Annotated in this window: 12 protein-coding genes and 6 pseudogenes; 11 read left to right on the top strand and 7 right to left on the bottom strand. The window is 70.5% G+C overall.

All coding sequences use genetic code 11. The features are described 5' to 3' along the window. Positions 1–154: 154 nt before the first annotated feature. Positions 155–439, top strand: a complete 285-nt coding sequence (locus AB0N06_RS20180; RefSeq protein ID WP_366136046.1) for a type II toxin-antitoxin system Phd/YefM family antitoxin — start codon at positions 155–157, stop codon at positions 437–439. Between the two features lie 72 nt (positions 440–511). On the opposite strand, the gene AB0N06_RS20185 is transcribed toward AB0N06_RS20180, so the two are convergent. Next, on the bottom strand, positions 512–718 hold the full coding sequence (locus tag AB0N06_RS20185; protein WP_366136047.1) for a hypothetical protein: 207 nt from the start codon (positions 716–718) through the stop codon (positions 512–514). A 141-nt stretch (positions 719–859) separates the two neighbouring features. On the opposite strand from AB0N06_RS20185, the pseudogene AB0N06_RS20190 reads away from it, so the two are divergent. The 5 genes and pseudogenes from AB0N06_RS20190 (at position 860) to AB0N06_RS20210 (ending at position 3,715) form a co-directional block, all read left to right on the top strand. After that, positions 860–1,159 (top strand): annotated as a pseudogene (locus AB0N06_RS20190) (urease subunit gamma). Between the two features lie 12 nt (positions 1,160–1,171). Beyond that, a pseudogene (locus AB0N06_RS20195) lies at positions 1,172–1,484 on the top strand (urease subunit beta). Next, positions 1,477–1,617, top strand: a pseudogene (locus AB0N06_RS20200) (hypothetical protein); the annotation flags it as partial. The pseudogenes AB0N06_RS20195 and AB0N06_RS20200, both read left to right, overlap by 8 nt. Further along, positions 1,605–1,978 (top strand): annotated as a pseudogene (locus AB0N06_RS20205) (urease accessory protein UreD); the annotation flags it as partial. The pseudogenes AB0N06_RS20200 and AB0N06_RS20205, both read left to right, overlap by 13 nt. A gap of 159 nt (positions 1,979–2,137) precedes the next feature. Further along, on the top strand, positions 2,138–3,715 hold the full coding sequence (locus tag AB0N06_RS20210) for an alpha/beta hydrolase (protein ID WP_366136048.1): 1,578 nt from the start codon (positions 2,138–2,140) through the stop codon (positions 3,713–3,715). 70 nt (positions 3,716–3,785) lie between these two features. On the opposite strand, the pseudogene AB0N06_RS20215 reads toward AB0N06_RS20210, so the two are convergent. The 3 genes and pseudogenes from AB0N06_RS20215 to AB0N06_RS20225 form a co-directional block, all read right to left on the bottom strand. Next, positions 3,786–4,474: pseudogene (locus AB0N06_RS20215) on the bottom strand (NAD-dependent epimerase/dehydratase family protein). A 65-nt stretch (positions 4,475–4,539) separates the two neighbouring features. Continuing rightward, a complete protein-coding gene (locus AB0N06_RS20220) occupies positions 4,540–5,241 on the bottom strand; it encodes a lysophospholipid acyltransferase family protein (RefSeq protein ID WP_366136049.1) in 702 nt (233 codons plus the stop codon). 154 nt (positions 5,242–5,395) lie between these two features. Then, positions 5,396–5,696, bottom strand: a pseudogene (locus AB0N06_RS20225) (adenylyltransferase/cytidyltransferase family protein). Positions 5,697–6,086: 390 nt separating this feature from the next. On the opposite strand from AB0N06_RS20225, the gene AB0N06_RS20230 reads away from it, so the two are divergent. From AB0N06_RS20230 to AB0N06_RS20240, 3 genes are read left to right on the top strand one after another with little or no spacing between them, the layout of a single operon-like run. After that, positions 6,087–7,292, top strand: coding sequence for a glycosyltransferase (locus AB0N06_RS20230; protein ID WP_366136110.1), 1,206 nt, complete (start codon positions 6,087–6,089; stop codon positions 7,290–7,292). After that, positions 7,289–8,980, top strand: coding sequence for a lipopolysaccharide biosynthesis protein (locus AB0N06_RS20235; protein ID WP_366136050.1), 1,692 nt, complete (start codon positions 7,289–7,291; stop codon positions 8,978–8,980). Before AB0N06_RS20230 ends, AB0N06_RS20235 begins: the two co-directional genes overlap by 4 nt. Further along, positions 8,977–10,290, top strand: a complete 1,314-nt coding sequence (locus tag AB0N06_RS20240) for a hypothetical protein (protein ID WP_366136051.1) — start codon at positions 8,977–8,979, stop codon at positions 10,288–10,290. Before AB0N06_RS20235 ends, AB0N06_RS20240 begins: the two co-directional genes overlap by 4 nt. A 242-nt stretch (positions 10,291–10,532) precedes the next feature. Here AB0N06_RS20240 and AB0N06_RS20245 read toward each other — a convergent pair whose 3' ends face one another. Further along, positions 10,533–12,035 carry an O-antigen polymerase gene (locus AB0N06_RS20245; protein WP_366136052.1) on the bottom strand — a complete coding sequence of 501 codons (1,503 nt, stop codon included), beginning with the start codon at positions 12,033–12,035 and terminating at the stop codon, positions 10,533–10,535. 123 nt (positions 12,036–12,158) lie between these two features. Between AB0N06_RS20245 and AB0N06_RS20250 the strand changes: the two genes are divergently transcribed. Next, positions 12,159–12,698, top strand: a complete 540-nt coding sequence (locus AB0N06_RS20250) for a WcaF family extracellular polysaccharide biosynthesis acetyltransferase (RefSeq protein ID WP_366136053.1) — start codon at positions 12,159–12,161, stop codon at positions 12,696–12,698. Further along, entirely contained in the window at positions 12,695–13,804 is a 1,110-nt protein-coding gene (locus AB0N06_RS20255) for a glycosyltransferase (protein WP_366136054.1), read from the top strand. Before AB0N06_RS20250 ends, AB0N06_RS20255 begins: the two co-directional genes overlap by 4 nt. 56 nt (positions 13,805–13,860) lie before the next feature. Here the strand turns inward: AB0N06_RS20255 and AB0N06_RS20260 are convergent, their stop codons facing one another. Both AB0N06_RS20260 and AB0N06_RS20265 read right to left on the bottom strand, forming a co-directional pair. Continuing rightward, positions 13,861–14,550 (bottom strand): hypothetical protein, encoded by a 690-nt coding sequence (locus AB0N06_RS20260; RefSeq protein WP_366136055.1) that lies wholly within the window; start codon positions 14,548–14,550, stop codon positions 13,861–13,863. Between the two features lie 128 nt (positions 14,551–14,678). Then, positions 14,679–17,402, bottom strand: coding sequence for a LamG-like jellyroll fold domain-containing protein (locus tag AB0N06_RS20265; protein WP_366136056.1), 2,724 nt, complete (start codon positions 17,400–17,402; stop codon positions 14,679–14,681). Positions 17,403–17,986: the final 584 nt, after the last annotated feature.

Genomic DNA, 17,986 nt, shown 5'->3' on the forward strand with positions numbered 1-17,986 from the left:
CCCCCGTCAGAGCGGACAGAAGCACCCCCAGCGCACGCCACGGCATTTACCACGCCCCCGGCGCGCACCGAAGGTGCGCTGGATCGCTGACCTGGATATTCGCTGTCGCCACGGACCACGGTGGACCAGGTGGACATTACATAAGCTAGGGACTATGGCCTACGAGATTCCGGTGACGCAAGCGCGAGCTGAACTCGCCGAACTGATCAACCGCGTCGTCTACGGCGGCGAGCGGGTCGTGGTGACGCGGCACGGAAAGCCGCTCGTGGCGCTCGTCTCGGCCGCTGACCTGGAGCGACTTGAGAGCGACGCGGTCGTCGCGGAGGAGCAGGTGATCAGTTCGGTCTCCTCGATCGGCTCCGCGGTGTCCGCTCCGGGCGAACGGCGGCGCTTCGGCATTGCGGCGGAACACCGGGGACAGTGCGACGCGGGCAACTGACCGCCCCTGCACCAAAAACCGTGCACCCCCGTCCGCTACGGCGGAGGTGCACGGCGGCCGTGACGGTGGGGCTCAGTCCGCCAGGGCCGGCTCCGGCGTGCTGGGTGCCCAGGCTGCCGCCGGTGCCCGGCGCCGGCCTCCGGCGAGAACGGCCGTCAGTCCCAGGGCCACCCAGACGGCGAGGGTCAGTGCGGCGCCGCCCGCGGCGCTGCCGATGGTCATCACGACCGGGATCAGGAGGACGACCGCCACCATACGGCGGTTTGGCGTGGTGGGCATGGGGACCTCGATTCAAAGAGAAGGATCGTTCGGTTTGCGTTTCGCCCTCACTGTTGCGCCGCTGCGGGAGCTAGTTGAATGCGATGAGTGTCTCGCTGCGCCCAGAAGCCGGACTGGGCGGAAGACTGTGAGGTGGACACGTTGCAACTGACCTCGCATGAGCAGGAACGCCTGCTCATTCATGTGGCTGCCGATGTGGCGCAGAAGCGCCGGCGCGTGGACTGCGGCTCAATCACCCCGAGGCGGTCGCGCTGATCTGCGCATCTGCTGGAGGGCGCCCGTGACGGCCGTACGGTCGCGGAGCTGATGGCGTCCGGGCGGAAGGTGCTCACCCGCGACGACGTCATGGACGGGATCCCCGAGATGATCCACGACGTCCAGGTCGAGGCCACCTTCCCGGACGGCACCAAGCTCGTCACCGTCGATGACCCGATCGTCTGACGAGGCGCCGCTGTGATCCCCGGAGAGATCCTGTTACGCGGACGGGTCCGTGCCGCTCAACGCGGGCCGAGCCGTCACCCGCCTCACCGTCCTCAACGTCGCGGACCGGCCCGTTCAGGTGGGCTCGCACTACCACTTCGCCGAGGCCAACCCCGGTTTGGACTTTGACCGTTCGGCTGCGCACGGCCTGCTGCTGAACATCGCCGCCGGAACCGCCGTCCGCTTCGACCCCGGTATCCCCGTCGACATCGAACTCGTGCCCCTCGCCGGACGGCGCGTTGTCCTGGGCCTGCGCGGCGAAACCGGAGGTGCCCTCGATGACTGAGCTCAACCGTGCCGTGTACGCCGATCTGTTCGGGCCCACCACCGGCGACCGTATCCGGCTCGCCGACACCGATCTGCTCGTCGAGGTCGAGGGGGACCGCTCCGGTGGTCCCGGACTCGCGGGCGACACGAGTCCACCGGCACCCTCGGCGCCCACCTCACCGTCCACCGCGCCGGTCGTCCGCTGCTCGACCAGGAGGTGGCGTACGGTCCCGGGGTGCCTGGTGCCTGGTGCCTGGTGCCTGGTGCCTGGTGCCTGGTGGCTGGGACGGCGGGGCTGTACTCGGCGGCCATCGCGCGGTCGGTCAACTCCTGTTCGTAGACCCGGCATTCGAGGATGAATGCCCCGAGACGCGACTGCTGGGGCCGACCGCCGCACTCACCCGTCTCGCCGGCCCCGGGGTGCTGGTGACCGCCGTGGCCCCCGATGCTCGACTGCTGCGTACCGTCCTGGACGGCGCCCTGGACGAACTGCTGGACGCCGGACGCAAGTGAACACCGCTCAGCGGGACACGGGTCTCCGGTTATCGATTCGGTAAAGAAGTGCGTGTACAGCCTGTTCCCAGGCACCCCATAGACGACAGGATCCGCGGGAAGACCCGATGTGAACTGCGCCGCTACCTGCGGCGCTTCAGACAATGGGGGAGGTTCCACTTGAGACGCACAGCAGTGCTCGGCTCGGCCGGCACTCTGATTGCGGGCGCGCTCGTAGCCGGCGCGATAGTCGCACCGACTGCCACAGCCGACAGCCGCCACCACAACGGTTCGGAGGCGCGCGGCGTCCAGATCGCCGCCGCACGGGCGGCCCACGCGGGCATCGACTGGCAGGACTGCCCGGCCGACTGGGCCCTGTCCACACGTATTAAGTGTGGCTGGGTGACCGTGCCGCTCGACTACGCCAAGCCCGACGGCAAGCAGATCAAGCTCGCGGTCGACCGGCACGTCAGCACCGGCACGGAGGAGGAGCACCAGGGGGCGCTGCTCTACAACCCGGGCGGCCCCGGTGGTTCCGGGCTGCGTTTCCCCACCCGGATCACCAGTAACAACCCGCTGTGGACGAAGACCGCGAAGGCGTACGACTTCGTCGGCTTCGACCCCCGCGGTGTCGGCCACTCGGCGCCGATCTCCTGCGTCGACCCGCAGGAGTTCGTGAAGGCCCCGAAGCCCGACCCGGTACCCGACAGCGAGGCCGACAAGCGCGCCCAGCGCAAGCTCGCCGCCGAGTATGCGGACGGCTGCGCCGAGCGCAGCGGCGACATGCTGCCGCACATGACCACGCCGAACACCGCACGCGACCTGGATGTCCTCCGCGCCGCGCTCGGTGAGAAGAAGCTCAACTTCCTGGGCGTCTCCTACGGCACCTACCTCGGGGCGGTCTACGGCACGCTGTTCCCGGACCACGTCCGACGCATGGTCGTCGACAGCGTGGTCAATCCGGCGAAGGACAACATCTGGTACGAGGCCAACCTCAACCAGGACATCGCCTTCCAGAAGCGCTGGGACGACTGGAAGGCATGGGTCGCCCAGAACGACGCAGCCTTCCACATCGGCACCACACCTGCCCAGGTCGAGCAGGAGTATCTGAAGCTGCGCGCCTCGGCCAAGAAGAACCCGATCGGTGGCGTCGTCGGACCCGCCGAGCTCATCGGTTTCTTCCAGAGCGCGCCGTACTACGACTCCACCTGGGTGCGCATCGCCCGGACCTGGAGCAACTACCGGGCCGGCGACACCCAGGCGCTGGTCGACGCCGCGGGCCCCGACATGTCGGACCTCGCGGGGAACGCCTCCTCCGAGAACGGCAACGCCGTGTACACGGCCGTCGAGTGCGCGGACGCCAAGTGGCCCACCAACTGGCAGCAGTGGGACCGCGACAACACCCGGCTGCACAAGGACTACCCGTTCATGACCTGGGCGAACGCCTGGATGAACCTGCCCTGTGCGACCTGGTCGGCCAAGCAGCAGACCCCGCTGGAAGTCAAGACCGGCAAGGGCCTGCCGCCAGTGCTGATCGTGCAGTCCACGCGTGACGCCGCCACCCCGTACGAGGGTGCCGTCGAGCTGCACAAGCGGTTCAAGGGGTCGCGTCTGATCACCGAGCAGGACGCCGGTTCGCACGGCGTCACGGGCCTGGTCAACCCGTGCATCAACGAGCGGGTGGACACCTACCTGCTCACCGGGCAGACCGACGGGCAGGACGTGACGTGCACCCCGCACGCCACGCCGAAGCCGTAGGCGACTGAGTGACGGGGACGGGCGGCCGGACAGGAACCACCGGCCGCCCGTCCTTTCGTACGAGGACCGTTCACACCCGCCGGTCGTACCGCTCCAGCCAGGCGTCCTCCGCCGGGTAGTCGAAGAGCACCTCGCCGTACGCCCGTAGCATCGCCGGGAAGGCGTCCCGCCAGTCCCGTCCGTCCAGCCGCGCGGCGAGCCACTCCACGGTCTCCGGCAGCGACTCCGCATAGCCGGTCACCGGCCGGTAGCCGACCTCCTTCTCGGCGGCCGTCATGTCGTACACGATGGGATGGGCACTGCTCCACGGCGTCTCGCCCACGTGCCCCGCGGGAGGCGGTCCGTCCACCAGCACCGTCTCCGTCTCCAGGCCGAGCACGCCGTCGATCGCCGCCGCGATCTCCGCGACCGTGGGCGCCTGCGGATCGCCCGCGTTGAGCACCCGCGAACCGGGCCGCAGGGCGGCAAGCCTGATCAGCTCGGCGATGTTGGACACATGGACCGGATGGAACCGGCTCGCGCCATGGTGCGCGAGCACCCGGCGCCTGCGGCCGTCCAGGAGCCGTTTAGCGCCGCGGCGAGTGCCCCCTCCTCGTTGCGGTCGAGGGCGACTGTTCGTACCTCATCGGCCCATCGCTCGTCCCGGCCGCCCGCGCGCGAGGCCGCTGTCACCTTCCAGCCGTCCTCGGCGAGCGCCCGCACGGCCACCCGCCCGATCTGTCCCGTTGCTCCAAGAACCCATGCGTGTCCCTTGCTCATGAGGTGCACGCTAGGCGGTGGCCGGCCCGTCGGACCATGGGAGTTCGCCCCTCGCGGATTCGCCGTCAGCGTCGCCGTTTCGGGAACTTCTTTGCCTGCTCGGCCTTCACCTTGACCGCGTACTCGTCGACGTACTCCTGACCGGAGAGTCCGAGGATCGCGTACATGATCTCGTCGGTGACCGCCCTGATCGCCGCCTTCTGATCCTCCATGCCCGCGTAGCGGGAGAAGTCCAGCGGCTCACCGAAGCGGATGGCGACCCGCTTGATGCGCGGCACGACCCTGCCAGGAGGCTGGATCTCGAATGTACCGACCATCGCGCACGGCACGACGGGCACCCGTGCCTTGAGCGCCATGACCGCGACACCGACCTTGCCCTTGTAGAGCCGGCCGTCGTGCGAGCGGGTGCCCTCCGGGTAGATCCCGAGCAGCTCGCCCTTGCTCAGCACCCCGAGCCCTTCACGGATCGCGGCCTGCCCCGCGTCCTTGCCGGACCGGTCCACCGGAATCTGACCGGCGCTGCGGAAGAACGCGGCAGTCAGCCTCCCCTTGAGACCCGGGCCGGTGAAGTACTCCGCCTTGGCGAGGAAGGTGATGCGCCGTTTGATGATCGCGGGCATCAGGAAATGGTCGGAGAACGACAGATGGTTGCCGGCGACGATGGCCGCACCGTCCTCCGGGATGTGCTCCAGTCCCTCGATCCTGGGCCGGAACAGCAAGCGCAGCAGTGGCCCCAGAATGACGTATTTGAGCACGTAATAGAACACGGGCGGCTCCTAGCCCTGCCGGATCAGCTCCAGGGCTGCATTCTGCCAGGTCAGCGAAGATCTCAGGGAGGAAAGCCTAGGTGCAGCCGGCGTCACGTGTAGCCGTCTTCGGGCAGGTCGATGCTGATCCTCTGCTGACCTCACTGACAAGGTGTCAGCTCGGGCGCCGCGGCCGCCGCGCTCTTCCTCCTCGCCTTCCTCGCCAATTGGTTCCGGGAGCTGTCCGTAGTTCGTCGGTGAGCCGCGTCCAGCCAAGGGCGTCGATGGCACGTCGCGGCTGGGTACTCGACGTGTGCACGGTGTACGGGAAGTAGACGACGTCTGTCCTTGGCCCGTTCGGCCATCTCGTCCGAGACCACGCCTGCCACCAGGTAGTCGCACTGGGCACGTGCGTGGCGCAGGATGTTCAAGTGCCCGATGTGGAAAAGATCGTAGGCGCCCGGCGCGTAGCCCATGTGATACGGCTTGCTCGATGGCACAGATGCCCCCCGTCGATCGATGGTGTCCCCCTGTGCGCACTCCTATGCGGGGATGCGCGGACTTTGACGATGGCGTTCATGATCGGTGCAGGAAGGGTGAATAATTGGGGTGCGTCCTGGTTTACTGCTGAGCAGAGCGTGGGACCGGGGGTCCCGTAAGGCGCGGACATGCAGGGGAGGCCGCTGAGGTGGCCGGGGGGAAGGTTTCGTCGCGTGACACACACCCACGACGAGCGTCGCAATCGGGACGGGAGCGGGGCTACCCGCGCAGGGGTCTCCGTGCCGCGGCAGCGCACCACTCAGCCGGACGTCACCGTGGTTACCGACGAAAAGGGCGAACTCGCCTGGAACAGACGCCGGTTGCTCCTGGTGTCCACCAACTACGCGCCCGAGCATACGGGTATCGGACCGTACGCCACCGGCATCGCCGAGCACTGGGCGAGCCACGGGCACGACACCCACGTCCTCGCCGGGCTCCCGCACTACCCGTCCTGGCGCCTCGACCCCGCCTACCGCAAGGTGTGGCGGGTCACCGAGCAGCGTGCGGGAGTCACCGTCCACCGTCGTCGGCACAGCGTCCCGGCGCGACAAAGCGCCCTGCGCAGAGCCTTGTTCGAGGGATCGATCCTCGCCCACGGTCTCGCCGCTCCGCCCCGCACCGGGCGCGTCGACGCCGTGCTCGCCCAACTGCCCAGCCTCGCCGGGGGAGTGATCGGCGCCCGTATCGCCGCCCGGCACCACGCCCCGTATGTGCCGGTCGTGCAGGACCTCATGGGGGCCGCCGCCGCACAGTCCGGCATCCAGGGCGGCGGCCGCGCCGCTGAGCTGGCCGAGCGTGCGGAGTCGTGGGTGCTGCGACGAGCCACCCTCGTCGGCGTCATCCATGAGACGTTCGTCGAGCGGGTGGGGGCCATGGGCGTGGATCCCGGACGCATCCGCCTGGTTCCCAATTGGTCACACATAAAGGCTCCTTCGGCGCCCCGTGCCCGCACCCGTGAACGCCTCGGCTGGCGGCCGGAGCAGACCGTGGTCCTGCACTCCGGCAACATGGGCCTCAAGCAGGGGCTGGACGTGCTGGTGGAGGCGGCCCGCCGCGACCCGGCCACCCGGATCGTGCTGATGGGAGACGGCAATCAGCGCGAGCACCTCGCCCGCCGTGCTCACGGATTGCCCAATCTGGAGTTCCTGCCTCCCGCTGCCGATGCCGACTTCCCCGACGTGCTGGCCGCAGCCGACGTGCTCGCCGTGACCCAGCGTGCCTCCGTCCTCGACATGAGCGTCCCCTCCAAGCTCACCTCCTACTTCGCGGCCGGCCGCCCGGTGGTCGCCTCGGTGGCCGCCGAAGGCGGCACGGCCCGCGAAGTGCTGCGATCCGGTGCCGGAATGCTTGTGGAACCGGAGAATCCTGATCAGTTCTTGTCGGTGGTGCGTAGACTCGCCGAAGATCCGAAGATGGCACACGAGTTGGGCGCGGCGGGTCAGCGCCATGTAACGGCCCATCTGTCACGTGAGGCGGGTCTCGCGCGCATCGACGCGCTGATCGACGAGGCAATGGGGGGACTTGGAAGGTGAACGAGACACATGTTCCCGTCCGGGGGGAGGACGAGCCGGAGCAGTTGCGTGAGCAGTTCCGCCAACTGCTGCGCTACCGGTGGCTGATAGGCGGCGGCGTCGGCATCGGACTGCTGGCCGGCGCATGGCTCGGGGTCACCGGCGCAGACAGCTACGCCGCCACCACCGACGTCGTGCTCCGCGCCCCCACCAGCGACCCCTTCGCGCCGACGCTCTCCAGCGACAAGGCGCTGAACATGGGGTCCGAGCGGCAGACGGCCCTCAGCCGTTCGGTCGCACAAGGCGCCGCGAAGCAGCTCAAGATGAGCGCGGACGAGGTGGACCAGCTCCAGGGCGGGCTCCAGGTCACCAACCCGCCGCAGACCCTCGTGCTGCACTTCACGTACAACGCGTCCGACCCGAAGGAGGCGGCGCGCCGCGCCAACGCCATCACCGCGTCCTACATCGACATGCGCAAGGACCAGTGGGAGTCCGTCCGCGACTCGATGCTCAAGAGCCTGCAGGACCAGCTCAATCCGGTCGCCAAGCAGAATGACGAGCTCTCCCGGCAGATCAAGCAGCTCCCCGACGGATCCGCCGCGGACTCCGCCTACGCGGTGCAGGCCAACCTGCTCAACCGCATCACCGACCTCCGCAGCAAGATCACCAGCCTGAAGGCGCTCGACATGACGCCCGGCAACGTGATCCGCAACGCCACGGTCCCCTCCTCGTCCGACGGGCCCGGCCTGCCGCTGTCGCTCGGTTTCGGCGGCCTCGCCGGCGTCGGTCTCGGCCTGCTCGGCGCCTGGGTACGGCTCGTCTTCGACCCGGCGCCCCGCTCGGCCGGTGACGTCGCCCGCGCCGTCCGCGGTCCCGTCCTCGGTGCGCTGCCCCGCGGCTCGGCGGGCACCCTGGTGGTCGGCCACACCGACTCCCGGGCGGCGGAGGAGTACCGCTCGATCGCCTTCCGCCTCGCCTACGACGAGCGGTTCGCGGACCGGCGCCGACTGCTCGTCGTCGCCCCGCGCGGCTCCATGGAGTCGAGCGTCGCCGTCGCGGTCAACCTCGCCGCCTCGTTCGCCGAGACCGGCAAGAACGTCCTGCTGGTGGAGGCCGACCTGCGCACCCCGTCGCTCTCCGAGCGGCTCCACGTGTCCGCCGCATCCCGGCCCCGCTGGAGCCGTACCGGCGAGCACGCCGAGGGCGAGTGGCCGAGCCGAGGGCAACTTCTCGTCGACGCGGGTGAGTCGGGAACCTTCGGGCTGGTCCCCGGCGAACGCGTGCGCAACGTACCGCGCGCGCTGACCTCCGCCCGGACCACCCGGCTGATCGCCGAGGCCGACGATCCGGACGCCGCCGTCGTGGTCGTGGCCCCGCCCGTCCTCGCGTACGCCGACGCCCTCGCGCTCGTCGACCGTGTCGACGGCGTGCTCATCGTCTGCGACCCGCGGACCGTGCACCGCGCCGACCTGATGCGTATCCGCGAGCTGATCGTCGGCGCGGGCGGCACCGTCCTCGGCGCGGTGACGCACACCGACTCCAAACGGGTCCGTACGCCCGGCGCGCGCCGCAAAGGCGGGCGTCGGGCGCCCAAGAGACAGCCGGCCAGGACCCCCGAGCCCACCAACAGCCCGGAACCCGAGCGGCACTTCGACGGCGACGGCAGCGACACGGTCGCGCTGCGCACCGTCCGCTCGGGGGACCGTTGACCGCCCCGCAGGAACAGCAGCCGTCCGATCAGCCGTCCGGCCCGCGGTGCACCCCGCGGCGGTCGGCGGCCGCCCTCGCCTCCGTGCTCGACCAGGCGGCGTCCAGCCTCACCAACATCGCCGTGCTGGTCATCGCCGCCCGCGTCTCCACCGCGCACGGCTTCGCCACCTTCTCGATGGTGTACCTCACCTTCACGGTGCTGCTCGGCCTCAACATGGCCTACGTCGGCCAGGCCGTCGTCCTCACCCGGGGCGACACCGTCACGACCGGCGCCGCCTGCCGGTCCGCGATCGCGTTCACCTCCCTCGCCTCCACCGTCGTCGGTGTGCTGCTCGCCGCCGTCGGCGCGGTGACCGGCGCCGTCACCGGCGGCTGGGCCGGGCCCGGCGGAGCCTTCCTCACCCTCGGACTCGTGCTGCCCCTGGTCCTGGTGCAGGACGGACTGCGGTACGCGTTCTCCACCCTGCGGCGGCCCGGCCTGGCCCTGGCTGCCGACAGCCTGCGCCTGGTGTGCGTGGTGCCGGCGCTGCTGCTCCAGCCCCGGCACGCCGCGCCCGGGCTCCTCGTAGCGGTGTGGGGCGCCTCGGCCGTCCCGGCGCTGCTGCTCGGCCTGTGCCTGCTGTGGCCCCATGTCCGCGGCACGCGGGCGGACCTGCGGCCCTACGTACGCCGCGGGCACCTCGGGCAGCGCTTCGCCGTGGAGTTCGCCGTGGGCAACGCCTCCAGCCAGCTCGCCGTGCTGGGTCTCGGCCTGTTCGCCGCCCCGCTGGCGGTCGGCGCCCTGCGTGGTGCCACCACACTCTTCGGGCCGCTCAACGTCCTGTTCAACTCGGTCAACGCCTTCGGGCCGCCGCTGCTGGACCGGCTGGGCGGCCGGCGGGCCACCACTCGCGCCGCCGCGCTGCTCGGCCTCGTGCTCAGTGCCGTCGGCCTCGCCTGGGGTCTCGTGCTGTACGCCCTTCCCGATCACGTGGGGCGCCAACTCCTCGGCGCCACCTGGCAGTCGGCCGCCGCTCTGCTGCCCGCCTCGGGCGCCCAGTACGCGGTGATGGGCCTCGGCACCTGCGCCCTGGTGACCCTGCGCGTACTCAGCCCGCGCGCCACCCTGTCGGTCCAGGTGGTGTTCTCGCTGCTCTCGGTCGTCCTCATGCTCGCCGGATACCTGCTGACAGGCTCGGCGCTCGGAGCCGCCTGGGGTCTGGCCGCGGGCTCCGCGCTGAAGGCGGTGGCGGCCTGGACCCGGGTCGCGCGCCTGCGGGTGGAGGAGACGGCCCCGACGACGGCGGTTCCGGCGGTCCCCGCGAGCTGAGAGTCACTTTGTGGGGGAGGGGCCGGAGGGTGTTCTCGGCGCTCCCCCGGGGCGGCGGCGCATTCCTGGGGGGCCTGTTGCCCCCCCCGTGCGCCGTGGCCGCGTGGTTCCGCAGTCCCGTGGCCGGATGTCCCTTCGGCTTCCCGCTCGTCGGTCCCGCGAGGGGCCTGCCGGACAGAAGCCGTCGGCACGGCGTGAGCCCGCCCGGCCCCGCCCGGCCCCGCCCGGTCACGACGCTCCGGTCAGCGCAGCCCCGTCGCCCGGTCCTGGCGGAACGTGGTGATCAGGGCGATGCAGAACGCCGCGATGGCCACCCGGCCCGAGGCCTGGAGCAGGGGACCCCGCAGCAGGATGAAGGAGTAACCGGCGACCAGCGGGACGGCCAGGGCGATCAGGCTGCCCGGCCGGGAGCTGCGTACCGCGCGGCGGGCATAGCGTCGGTCGACCCGTGCCGCCGCGTATCCCATGGCCACGAACCCCGCCACCATGCCGATCGTGCCGAAGTCGATCCACAGCTCTGCCCACACCGGCGACGAGAGGTTCGTGTTGGTCGCCCCCATCCACTGGCCGACCATGACCCCGGTGTCCATCGGCTTGTCGGGCCACACCGAGCGGGGGACCGCGAACAACACCGAGCCGGCCAACTGACGGCCGAAGGTGTGGCCGCTGCCCGACCGGACGTACGTGATGGTGTTGGCGAACATGCCGACCTGGTCGTAGTCCTTGAGGGCGAGCGGCTCCAGCGGCGAAGTGGTCTGCACCGGACGGTAGTTGGCTTCGTCGTAGCGGAACCGGTCCGCGAACGGGAAGACGACCAGCGCCACGATGACGCCCAGGCTGAGCGCGATCCGGTAGAAGGCGGCGCTCACCGGGAAGACGGTGAACAGCAGCGAGAAGAGGACGGTGAGGAACCAGAAACGCGGGTTGGAGATCGGGTTGTTGACCACCGCGTTCAGGGCGGCCAGCGCCCCCCAGACCGCGATGATCACCACGGAGCGGCGGGCACGCCGCGAGGTCACGAGCCAGCGCGTGTACGCCAGCCAGGCGATGAGGGCGGGCACGGTGCCGAAGCCGCGCACGATGGCCTGCCCGGCTTGCGAGTCGGCCTGGGAGAGCCCGGCCTCCTGGACGCTGCTGATGATCTCCTGACGGCTCGTGAAGAAGACCGCGGGACCGCCCAGCTTGGCGACGAGGAGCGCCGAGCCGAGAAAGGCGACCACGGTCAGCAGGTACAGCCGGCGTCGGTGGACCAGCGCCGGCCGCAGCTTGTCCTCCCGCTTCCGCTCGGGTCGCTGGCGTGCCAGCAGAGTGCCGATGTCGAAGGCGACACAGCCGATCAGGACGAGCGCGACCGCCTCCGTCAGATCGGTGCGCGCGCCCACCACCGGCGTCGGCGTGCGGCCGAGCACGGCCTGCGCGAGCGGTGCCACGCCCATCGCCATGTAGACGAACAGCCAGAACGAACCGGCGAGCAGCTTGCGCCGGCTGGAGAGGATCATCGCCGAGAGCCGGATGCCCGCGTACATGGTGAGCGCCAGCTGGAGCCACAGCGCCGAGTCGTGCAGACCGGTGCCGGGCTGGACCAGGACGAGCAGCGGCAGGAACACCGCGAAGCCGAGCACGAGCGGGACCGACAGGGCGCGGGAGAGCAGCGTGCGCGGCCGGAAGGGCGGTACCGCCACCTGCCGGCCCCGCTCCGATGGCCCGGGTGTGCTGGTCGTGCCCTGGTCCATCTGCTGCGTCATGGCGCCCCCGCCCCGAAAATGATCCCCAGCGGCAGTCTAACGAGCCCTGGCCTGCGGTGAACGGTCAGCTACTAGAGTGTGGCGAAGTAGCGTTCGGGGAAACGCTGTTGGGGGGATGGATCGATGCGTGATCTCCCGGCCTTCACTCTGGCCGGATACGACAAGGGGCGCGGGATACTCGTCCAGGCGCTCTGGTTCGCGGTGATGAACACGGTCTTCATGGCGTGGTTCACCCCGGCCCGGGTCAGGACGGCCCTGCTGCGGGCCTTCGGCGCCGAGATCGGCACGGGGGTGCTCATCCGGCACCGGGTGCGCGTGCTGTGGCCGTGGAAGCTGACGGTCGGCGACCACACCTGGATCGGCGAGGGGGCGTGGATCCTCAACCTGGAGCCGGTCACCCTCGGCGCCCATGTGTGCGTGTCGCAGGAGGCCCTGCTGTGCACAGGCAGCCACGACCACCGCGCCGCCGACTTCCGGTACCGCAACGCGCCGATCACCGTCGACGACGGCGCCTGGATCGCGACCCGCGCCACCGTCCTCGCGGGGGTGAAGGTGGGCCGCTGCGGCATCGTCGGCGCCGGCGCGGTCCTCCACAAGGACCTGCCCGAACTGACCCTGCACACCGCCGACAACCGGCGCCGACCCGTCGAGGAGCCGGCGTGAGAGTGCTGCACGCGGTTACCCTGCACAGCCCCACCCACGCCTTCGGCGGTCCGGTCCGGGTCGCCCTCAACCTCTGCAAGGGACTGCGGGAACGCGGGCACGACGCGCGGCTCACCGCCCTCGCCGACGGCTTCGAGGGGCCGCTGCCCGAGGAGGTGGAGGGCGTGCCCGCCCGGCTCCACCAGGCGCGCAGGATCCTGCCGTTGGGGTTCAGCGGCCTGACCTCGCTGTCCCTTCTCGCCGGCGCCCACCGTCTCGTACGGCAGGCCGACGTCGTCCATGTCCATCTGGCGCGCGACCTGGTGACCCTGCCGGTGGCGCTCGCCGCGCTGCGCGCCGGGAAGCCGCTGTTCCTCCAGACGCACGGCATGGTCGACCCGAGCGAGCGGCGCTCGGCCCGCGTTCTCGACGCGGTCGCGGTCCGGCGGGTGCTACGCGGTGCCACCGCCGTCCTCCACCTCACCACCCGTGAACTGCGGGACCTGGAGGCCGTGGTGGGCGGGACGGGGCTCGCCCGCGCCGTCCGCCTGGTGAACGGCGTGCCCGCGCAGCCCGAGGGCCCCGCGCCTGGCGGACCGCCGCGCATCCTGTACGCGGCCCGGCTCCAGGCCCGTAAGCGCCCGGTCGACCTGGTGGAGGCGGCGCCCGCGATCCTCGCCCGGCACCCCGGGGCGACGTTCGTCGTGGCGGGCCCCGACGAGGGCGAACTCGCCGTCGTGCGGCGGCGGATCGACGAGCTCGGACTCGCGGCGCAGGTGAGCTGCCCGGGACCGCTCGACGGGACACGTATGACCGAAGAGCTGCGCAGGGCGCACGTGTACGTCCTGCCGTCGGTGGACGAGCCGTTCCCGATGTCGGTCCTGGAGTCGATGGCCGTTGGCACGCCGGTCGTGGTGACCGACTCCAACGGACTGGCCCGCGACGTGGACCGGGCCGGGGCCGGCCGCGTGGTGACGGGACCCGACGGCATCGCCCCGGCGGTGTTCGACCTGCTGGACCCGGACGCCCGGCGCACCGCGTCGGCGGCGGCCCGCAAGCTCACCGCCGAGACGTTCGCGATGGACGCGGTCCTCGGCACACTCCTCGACGTGTACGAGCGGGCCTAGGACGGTTCCCTCTCCTTCGGACCGGTGCGGACCCGCGCCGGTCCGAACGGCACCCCCTATACGGGGAGCCAGGCGTAGCAGCCCGAGGAGACGAACCTACGGGTCCCGTACGGGATCTTCGCGGTGACCTTCTTCGGGGCGTCCGGGCCCGGGCCCGAGGCCAGCACCTTGTCGTCCGCGCCCAGTGCCTTCCAGGTGCAGCCCTCGGCCGTGGTCAGCGCGCGGTAGGTGCCAGGTGCCGGCTTCTTGCGGGTGCCGTCGGTGAAGCCGGTCGCGGCCTTGTCCAGCAGCGGCTTCTGCTTCGGGCACAGCTGGCCGATCGCGTCGTCGGCGGACGGCAGGTCCCCGGCGATGAGCGCGCCGATGGCGGCGTCCTTGTCGTGGGCGGCGGTGCGCTCGATGCGCTGGCAGGTCTCCTGGCCGACCTGGAGCACGGCGGCCGGATCCATGTTCTTCGGAACACGGCCGTGCAGGTACTTCTTCTCCTTGGCGGTGAAGGAACCGGTCGCCGGAGTGAGCTTCGCGTCGGGCAGGACCGGGCCCTTGGAGGGGCTCGACGACTCCTGGGGAGCCGGGCTCGCCTGGTCGTCCGGGACACCGGCCGCCTGGTCGTCGGAGATGCTCCGCGTCGGGTTCGCCGCCGCGTCGGTGCCGCCGTCCGAACTGCAGCCGGAGAGCGCGAGGAGCGCGACGAGTGTGCCGGCGGCGGCACCGCGCCGGAGGGACCGGAGAGTACGAGTGTGCATGGTGGCTCCTGCGGCCCGGGCGGGCCGGGTATGAAGGCGGGCCCGCACACGAAGGTGCGGGCCCAGGTGGGGTGGGCGGGGTGCCGGGCGCACTGCCCGGCACCCTGCCCACGGGGACGCCGTGAGGGTTACGGCGCCCCGAAGGTCAGCACCAGCTGCGGGGTGTTCTCCGCGGCCGACGCCTCACTGGACCACAGCCAGAGCGCGTCCGTCCCGGTGCTCGTGAGTGCCAAGTCGTAGCTGCCCCCCAGAGCGGGGGAGAGCGCCGAGGTGTCGAGCGTCGCCGAGTAGACCGTCGACAGGTCGGTGGCCCCACTGAGGGTGCCGACCGAGGTCGAGGACAGGGCGGGCCTGGAGGCGAAAGTGGTCCCCGTCTCCGTCCAGCTTCCGGTCACCGGCCGCACGGCGAAGTCGTCCGTGCTGCCCGCACTGCTCAGCGTGGTCGTCTTCACCGCGAGCCGCGCGCTCTTGAGCACGGTCCCGGCCGGGGCCGCAGGCAGGTCGAAGCGCAGATACGTCTCGTATGCCGCGCTGCCGCGCACCGCCAGCGAGGTGGAGGTGCCGTAGTTGGTGCTCGCGGCACCGGCGTTGACGTACGTGTCGTCCGTGGCGCGGACCGTCTGCACGCTGTCGGCCGGGGCCGTGGCCAGGGTGTGGTGGCTCTGCGCCTGGGCCGCGCTCAGCGCCGACGGGTAGATCGCGGTCTCGTCGATCTGCCCGGCGAAGTAGTTGCTGGACGGCTGGTTCGGCCAGCCGTTGAGGTTGTCGCCGCCGACGTGCCAGTAGCCGCTGTAGGACTGGCTGTCGGACTCGGCGAGCGTGCCGATCTGGGTGCCGTCCAGGTACAGCGCCATCCCTGAGGAGCCCTGGGTGGCGACGACGTGGTGCCAGGCGCCGTTGTTGTAGCTGTTGGGCGTGGTGATGGTGCGGGCCGTGCCCGTCCACACGCCGAAGACCAGCCGGCCGTCGTTGCGCATGTAGACGTGTTTGTCGTAATTACCGCTGGCCCGCGTGGTGTTGTTGCCGAACCCGACGAGCTTGCCGCCACTGTTCGTGGTCGTCTTGAACCAGGTCTCGATCGAGTACTGGCTCGGCACCGTGGTGCGCTTGTCGCTGTAGACGATCTGGTCCGTGCCGTTGAATCCGATGGCGGTGGACGGACCGGTCACAGCGGCCGGAGTCTGGCGCAGCGAGGGGCCGTTGACGTGGATGCCGCTCTGGTCGCCGGACGAGGAGTCGCCGACGAACGGAGTGGCGGACTCGTCGTAGCGCCAGTACAGGTTCGCGCCGTCGTCGAGCACCTTCGCCGGGTACTTCTGGGCGGAGGTCGGTACCGTCACCGAAGCCGTGGCGGACAGCGCGGAGGCGTTGCCCGCTCCGTCGGTCGCGGTCACCCGGTAGCTGTAGGTGGAGCCGGCCGTGACGTTGGAGTCGGTGAACGACAGCTGCGGGCGCGACCACTCCACGGATTCGCCGTCGACCGTGTACACCGGCGTGGAACCGCCGTTGCGGTACACCTTGTACGTCAGCTTGGTGTCGTCCGTGTCGAGGCTCGCGCGCCAGCGGATGTGGGCCTCGGTCGGCTTGACCGATGCCGCGCTGACCGAGGGCACCGTCGGCGCGCCGACGTCCGGGGTCGCCGCGAAGTGCGTCAGGCCTTGGGCCGCCGAGCCGTTGACGGTGGTGAACTCGCCGCCGACCCACATGTACTTGTTGTTGGAGGTCTCGGAGACCGCCATGGCACGCGGGCCGATGCCCTCGCCCAGACCGTCGTTGGTGTCCGGGAACCAGCCCAGCTTGTTGGTGCCGGTGGTCGGCTCCGCGAGCAGGTGGTGACGGCGCCCGTCGGGGAACTCGCCGACGCTGGAGCAGTCGTGCGCGTGCGAGGCGCTGTACACCACGTCCTGGTACGACTTGACGGCCTGGGTGGCGCCCAGGCAGGTGTCGCGCCAGCGCTGGTTCAGCGTGGACAGGTCCAGCGCGATGCGGCCGTCGAAAACGCCGCCGCCGGTGCCCTCGTTGCCGGTGTAGAAGCCGGTGGCGTCCGTGTCGAGCGCCTTGACCACCGAGTTGTTCTCGATGAACCCCGGGTAGGTGCGGACGTTGGCGCCCGTGCCGGAGTCGACGACGGCAAGGGCGTGCGAGTTCGCGCCGTTGACGGTGAAGAAGTCACCGCCGAGGATCACGTTGTTGCCGTCCGGGGTGACCGCGACGGCCCGGCCGGGCTCGTCGACGTCGGCCTGGAAGGGCTTGACCGCGCCGCTGGTGGCGTCGACCGCCGCGTACCGCGCGTGCGCGCTGCCGCCGACCGAGGTGAAGTCGCCGCCCAGGTACACGGTGTCGTTGGTGACCGCGAGCGCCCGCACGGTGGCGGAGACGCTCGGGTGGAAGTTCGCCCTGGGCGTGCAGGTGGCGATGTCGATCGCGGTGAGGCTGCTGACCGGCGTGCCGTTGACCGCGCCGAAGTAACCGCCCGCGTACAGCGTCTTCTTGTCCGGCGAGACGGCGAGCGCACGTACCGTCGCGCTGCCGCTTCCGATCGTGAAGGACAGGTTGCAGGACGTGGGGTTACCGGTCGCCGCGTCCAGCGCGACGAAGTTCACCGCGTTCTGCGCGGTGCCGCTCCCACCCTCGGGCGGACGCACCTGCGAGAAGGTGCCGCCGGCGAAGACCGTGCCGCCCGCCTCCGCCAGCGCCCACACGATGCCGTTGGTCTGCCAGGTCGGCAGGTCGTCGGCGGTGAAGGCGATGGGCGGGGTCAGCGCGGCGGCCGGCTGCGGCAGGGCCACCAGGCCCAGACCCGCCGCGGTGAACAGGACGAGGGCGGCGCTGAGCCCTCTGGATCTTTGCATGTACCCCCCCGGCTTCCGGGCCCGGTGGCGGACCCTCTGCCTCGACGAGCCCGCCGGGGTCCCCGGGATCCGAACGGGCTGCATGAACGTGTTTGCTTGCGAACCATACGAGTACATGACACGCGATGGAGCGCACTTGACTCATCTGGTGGGAAAGTCCGGTGTGTTCATGATGATTCCGTGCGTCCCGGACGTCCGCTTCCGGTACGCACGGTCGCCTTTCTGCACGCACCCGGCGTCAGCGGTCGATGCGCACAGCGGCGCCAGCTAGCTGGTCCTCCATCAACCGCACATCGGCGTCGACCATTCGGATTCAGCGGCCTGAACATCCCACGTGTACCCCCCAGGCACGTTCTGCGGCACGAGCTGCCGGATGTCGCGAACACTCATACGTCGAACATGCGGCACGGTGGTGAACAGTACGGCAGACTTGTGCACACATGGGGGCGTTTACGTGAACGCCCCCGAGAAGTGCCGAGTCGTACGAAGTCCCGTGCGGCGCCTGCTGGTTGATCAAGCGTGGCGATGGTTGCACGGAAAGTAATACGAAAGTCGAACGTGCTGGCTACAGTGTGCGCCTGGCG

Source organism: Streptomyces sp. NPDC051020 (assembly GCF_040683105.1).
Taxonomy (GTDB): domain Bacteria; phylum Actinomycetota; class Actinomycetes; order Streptomycetales; family Streptomycetaceae; genus Streptomyces.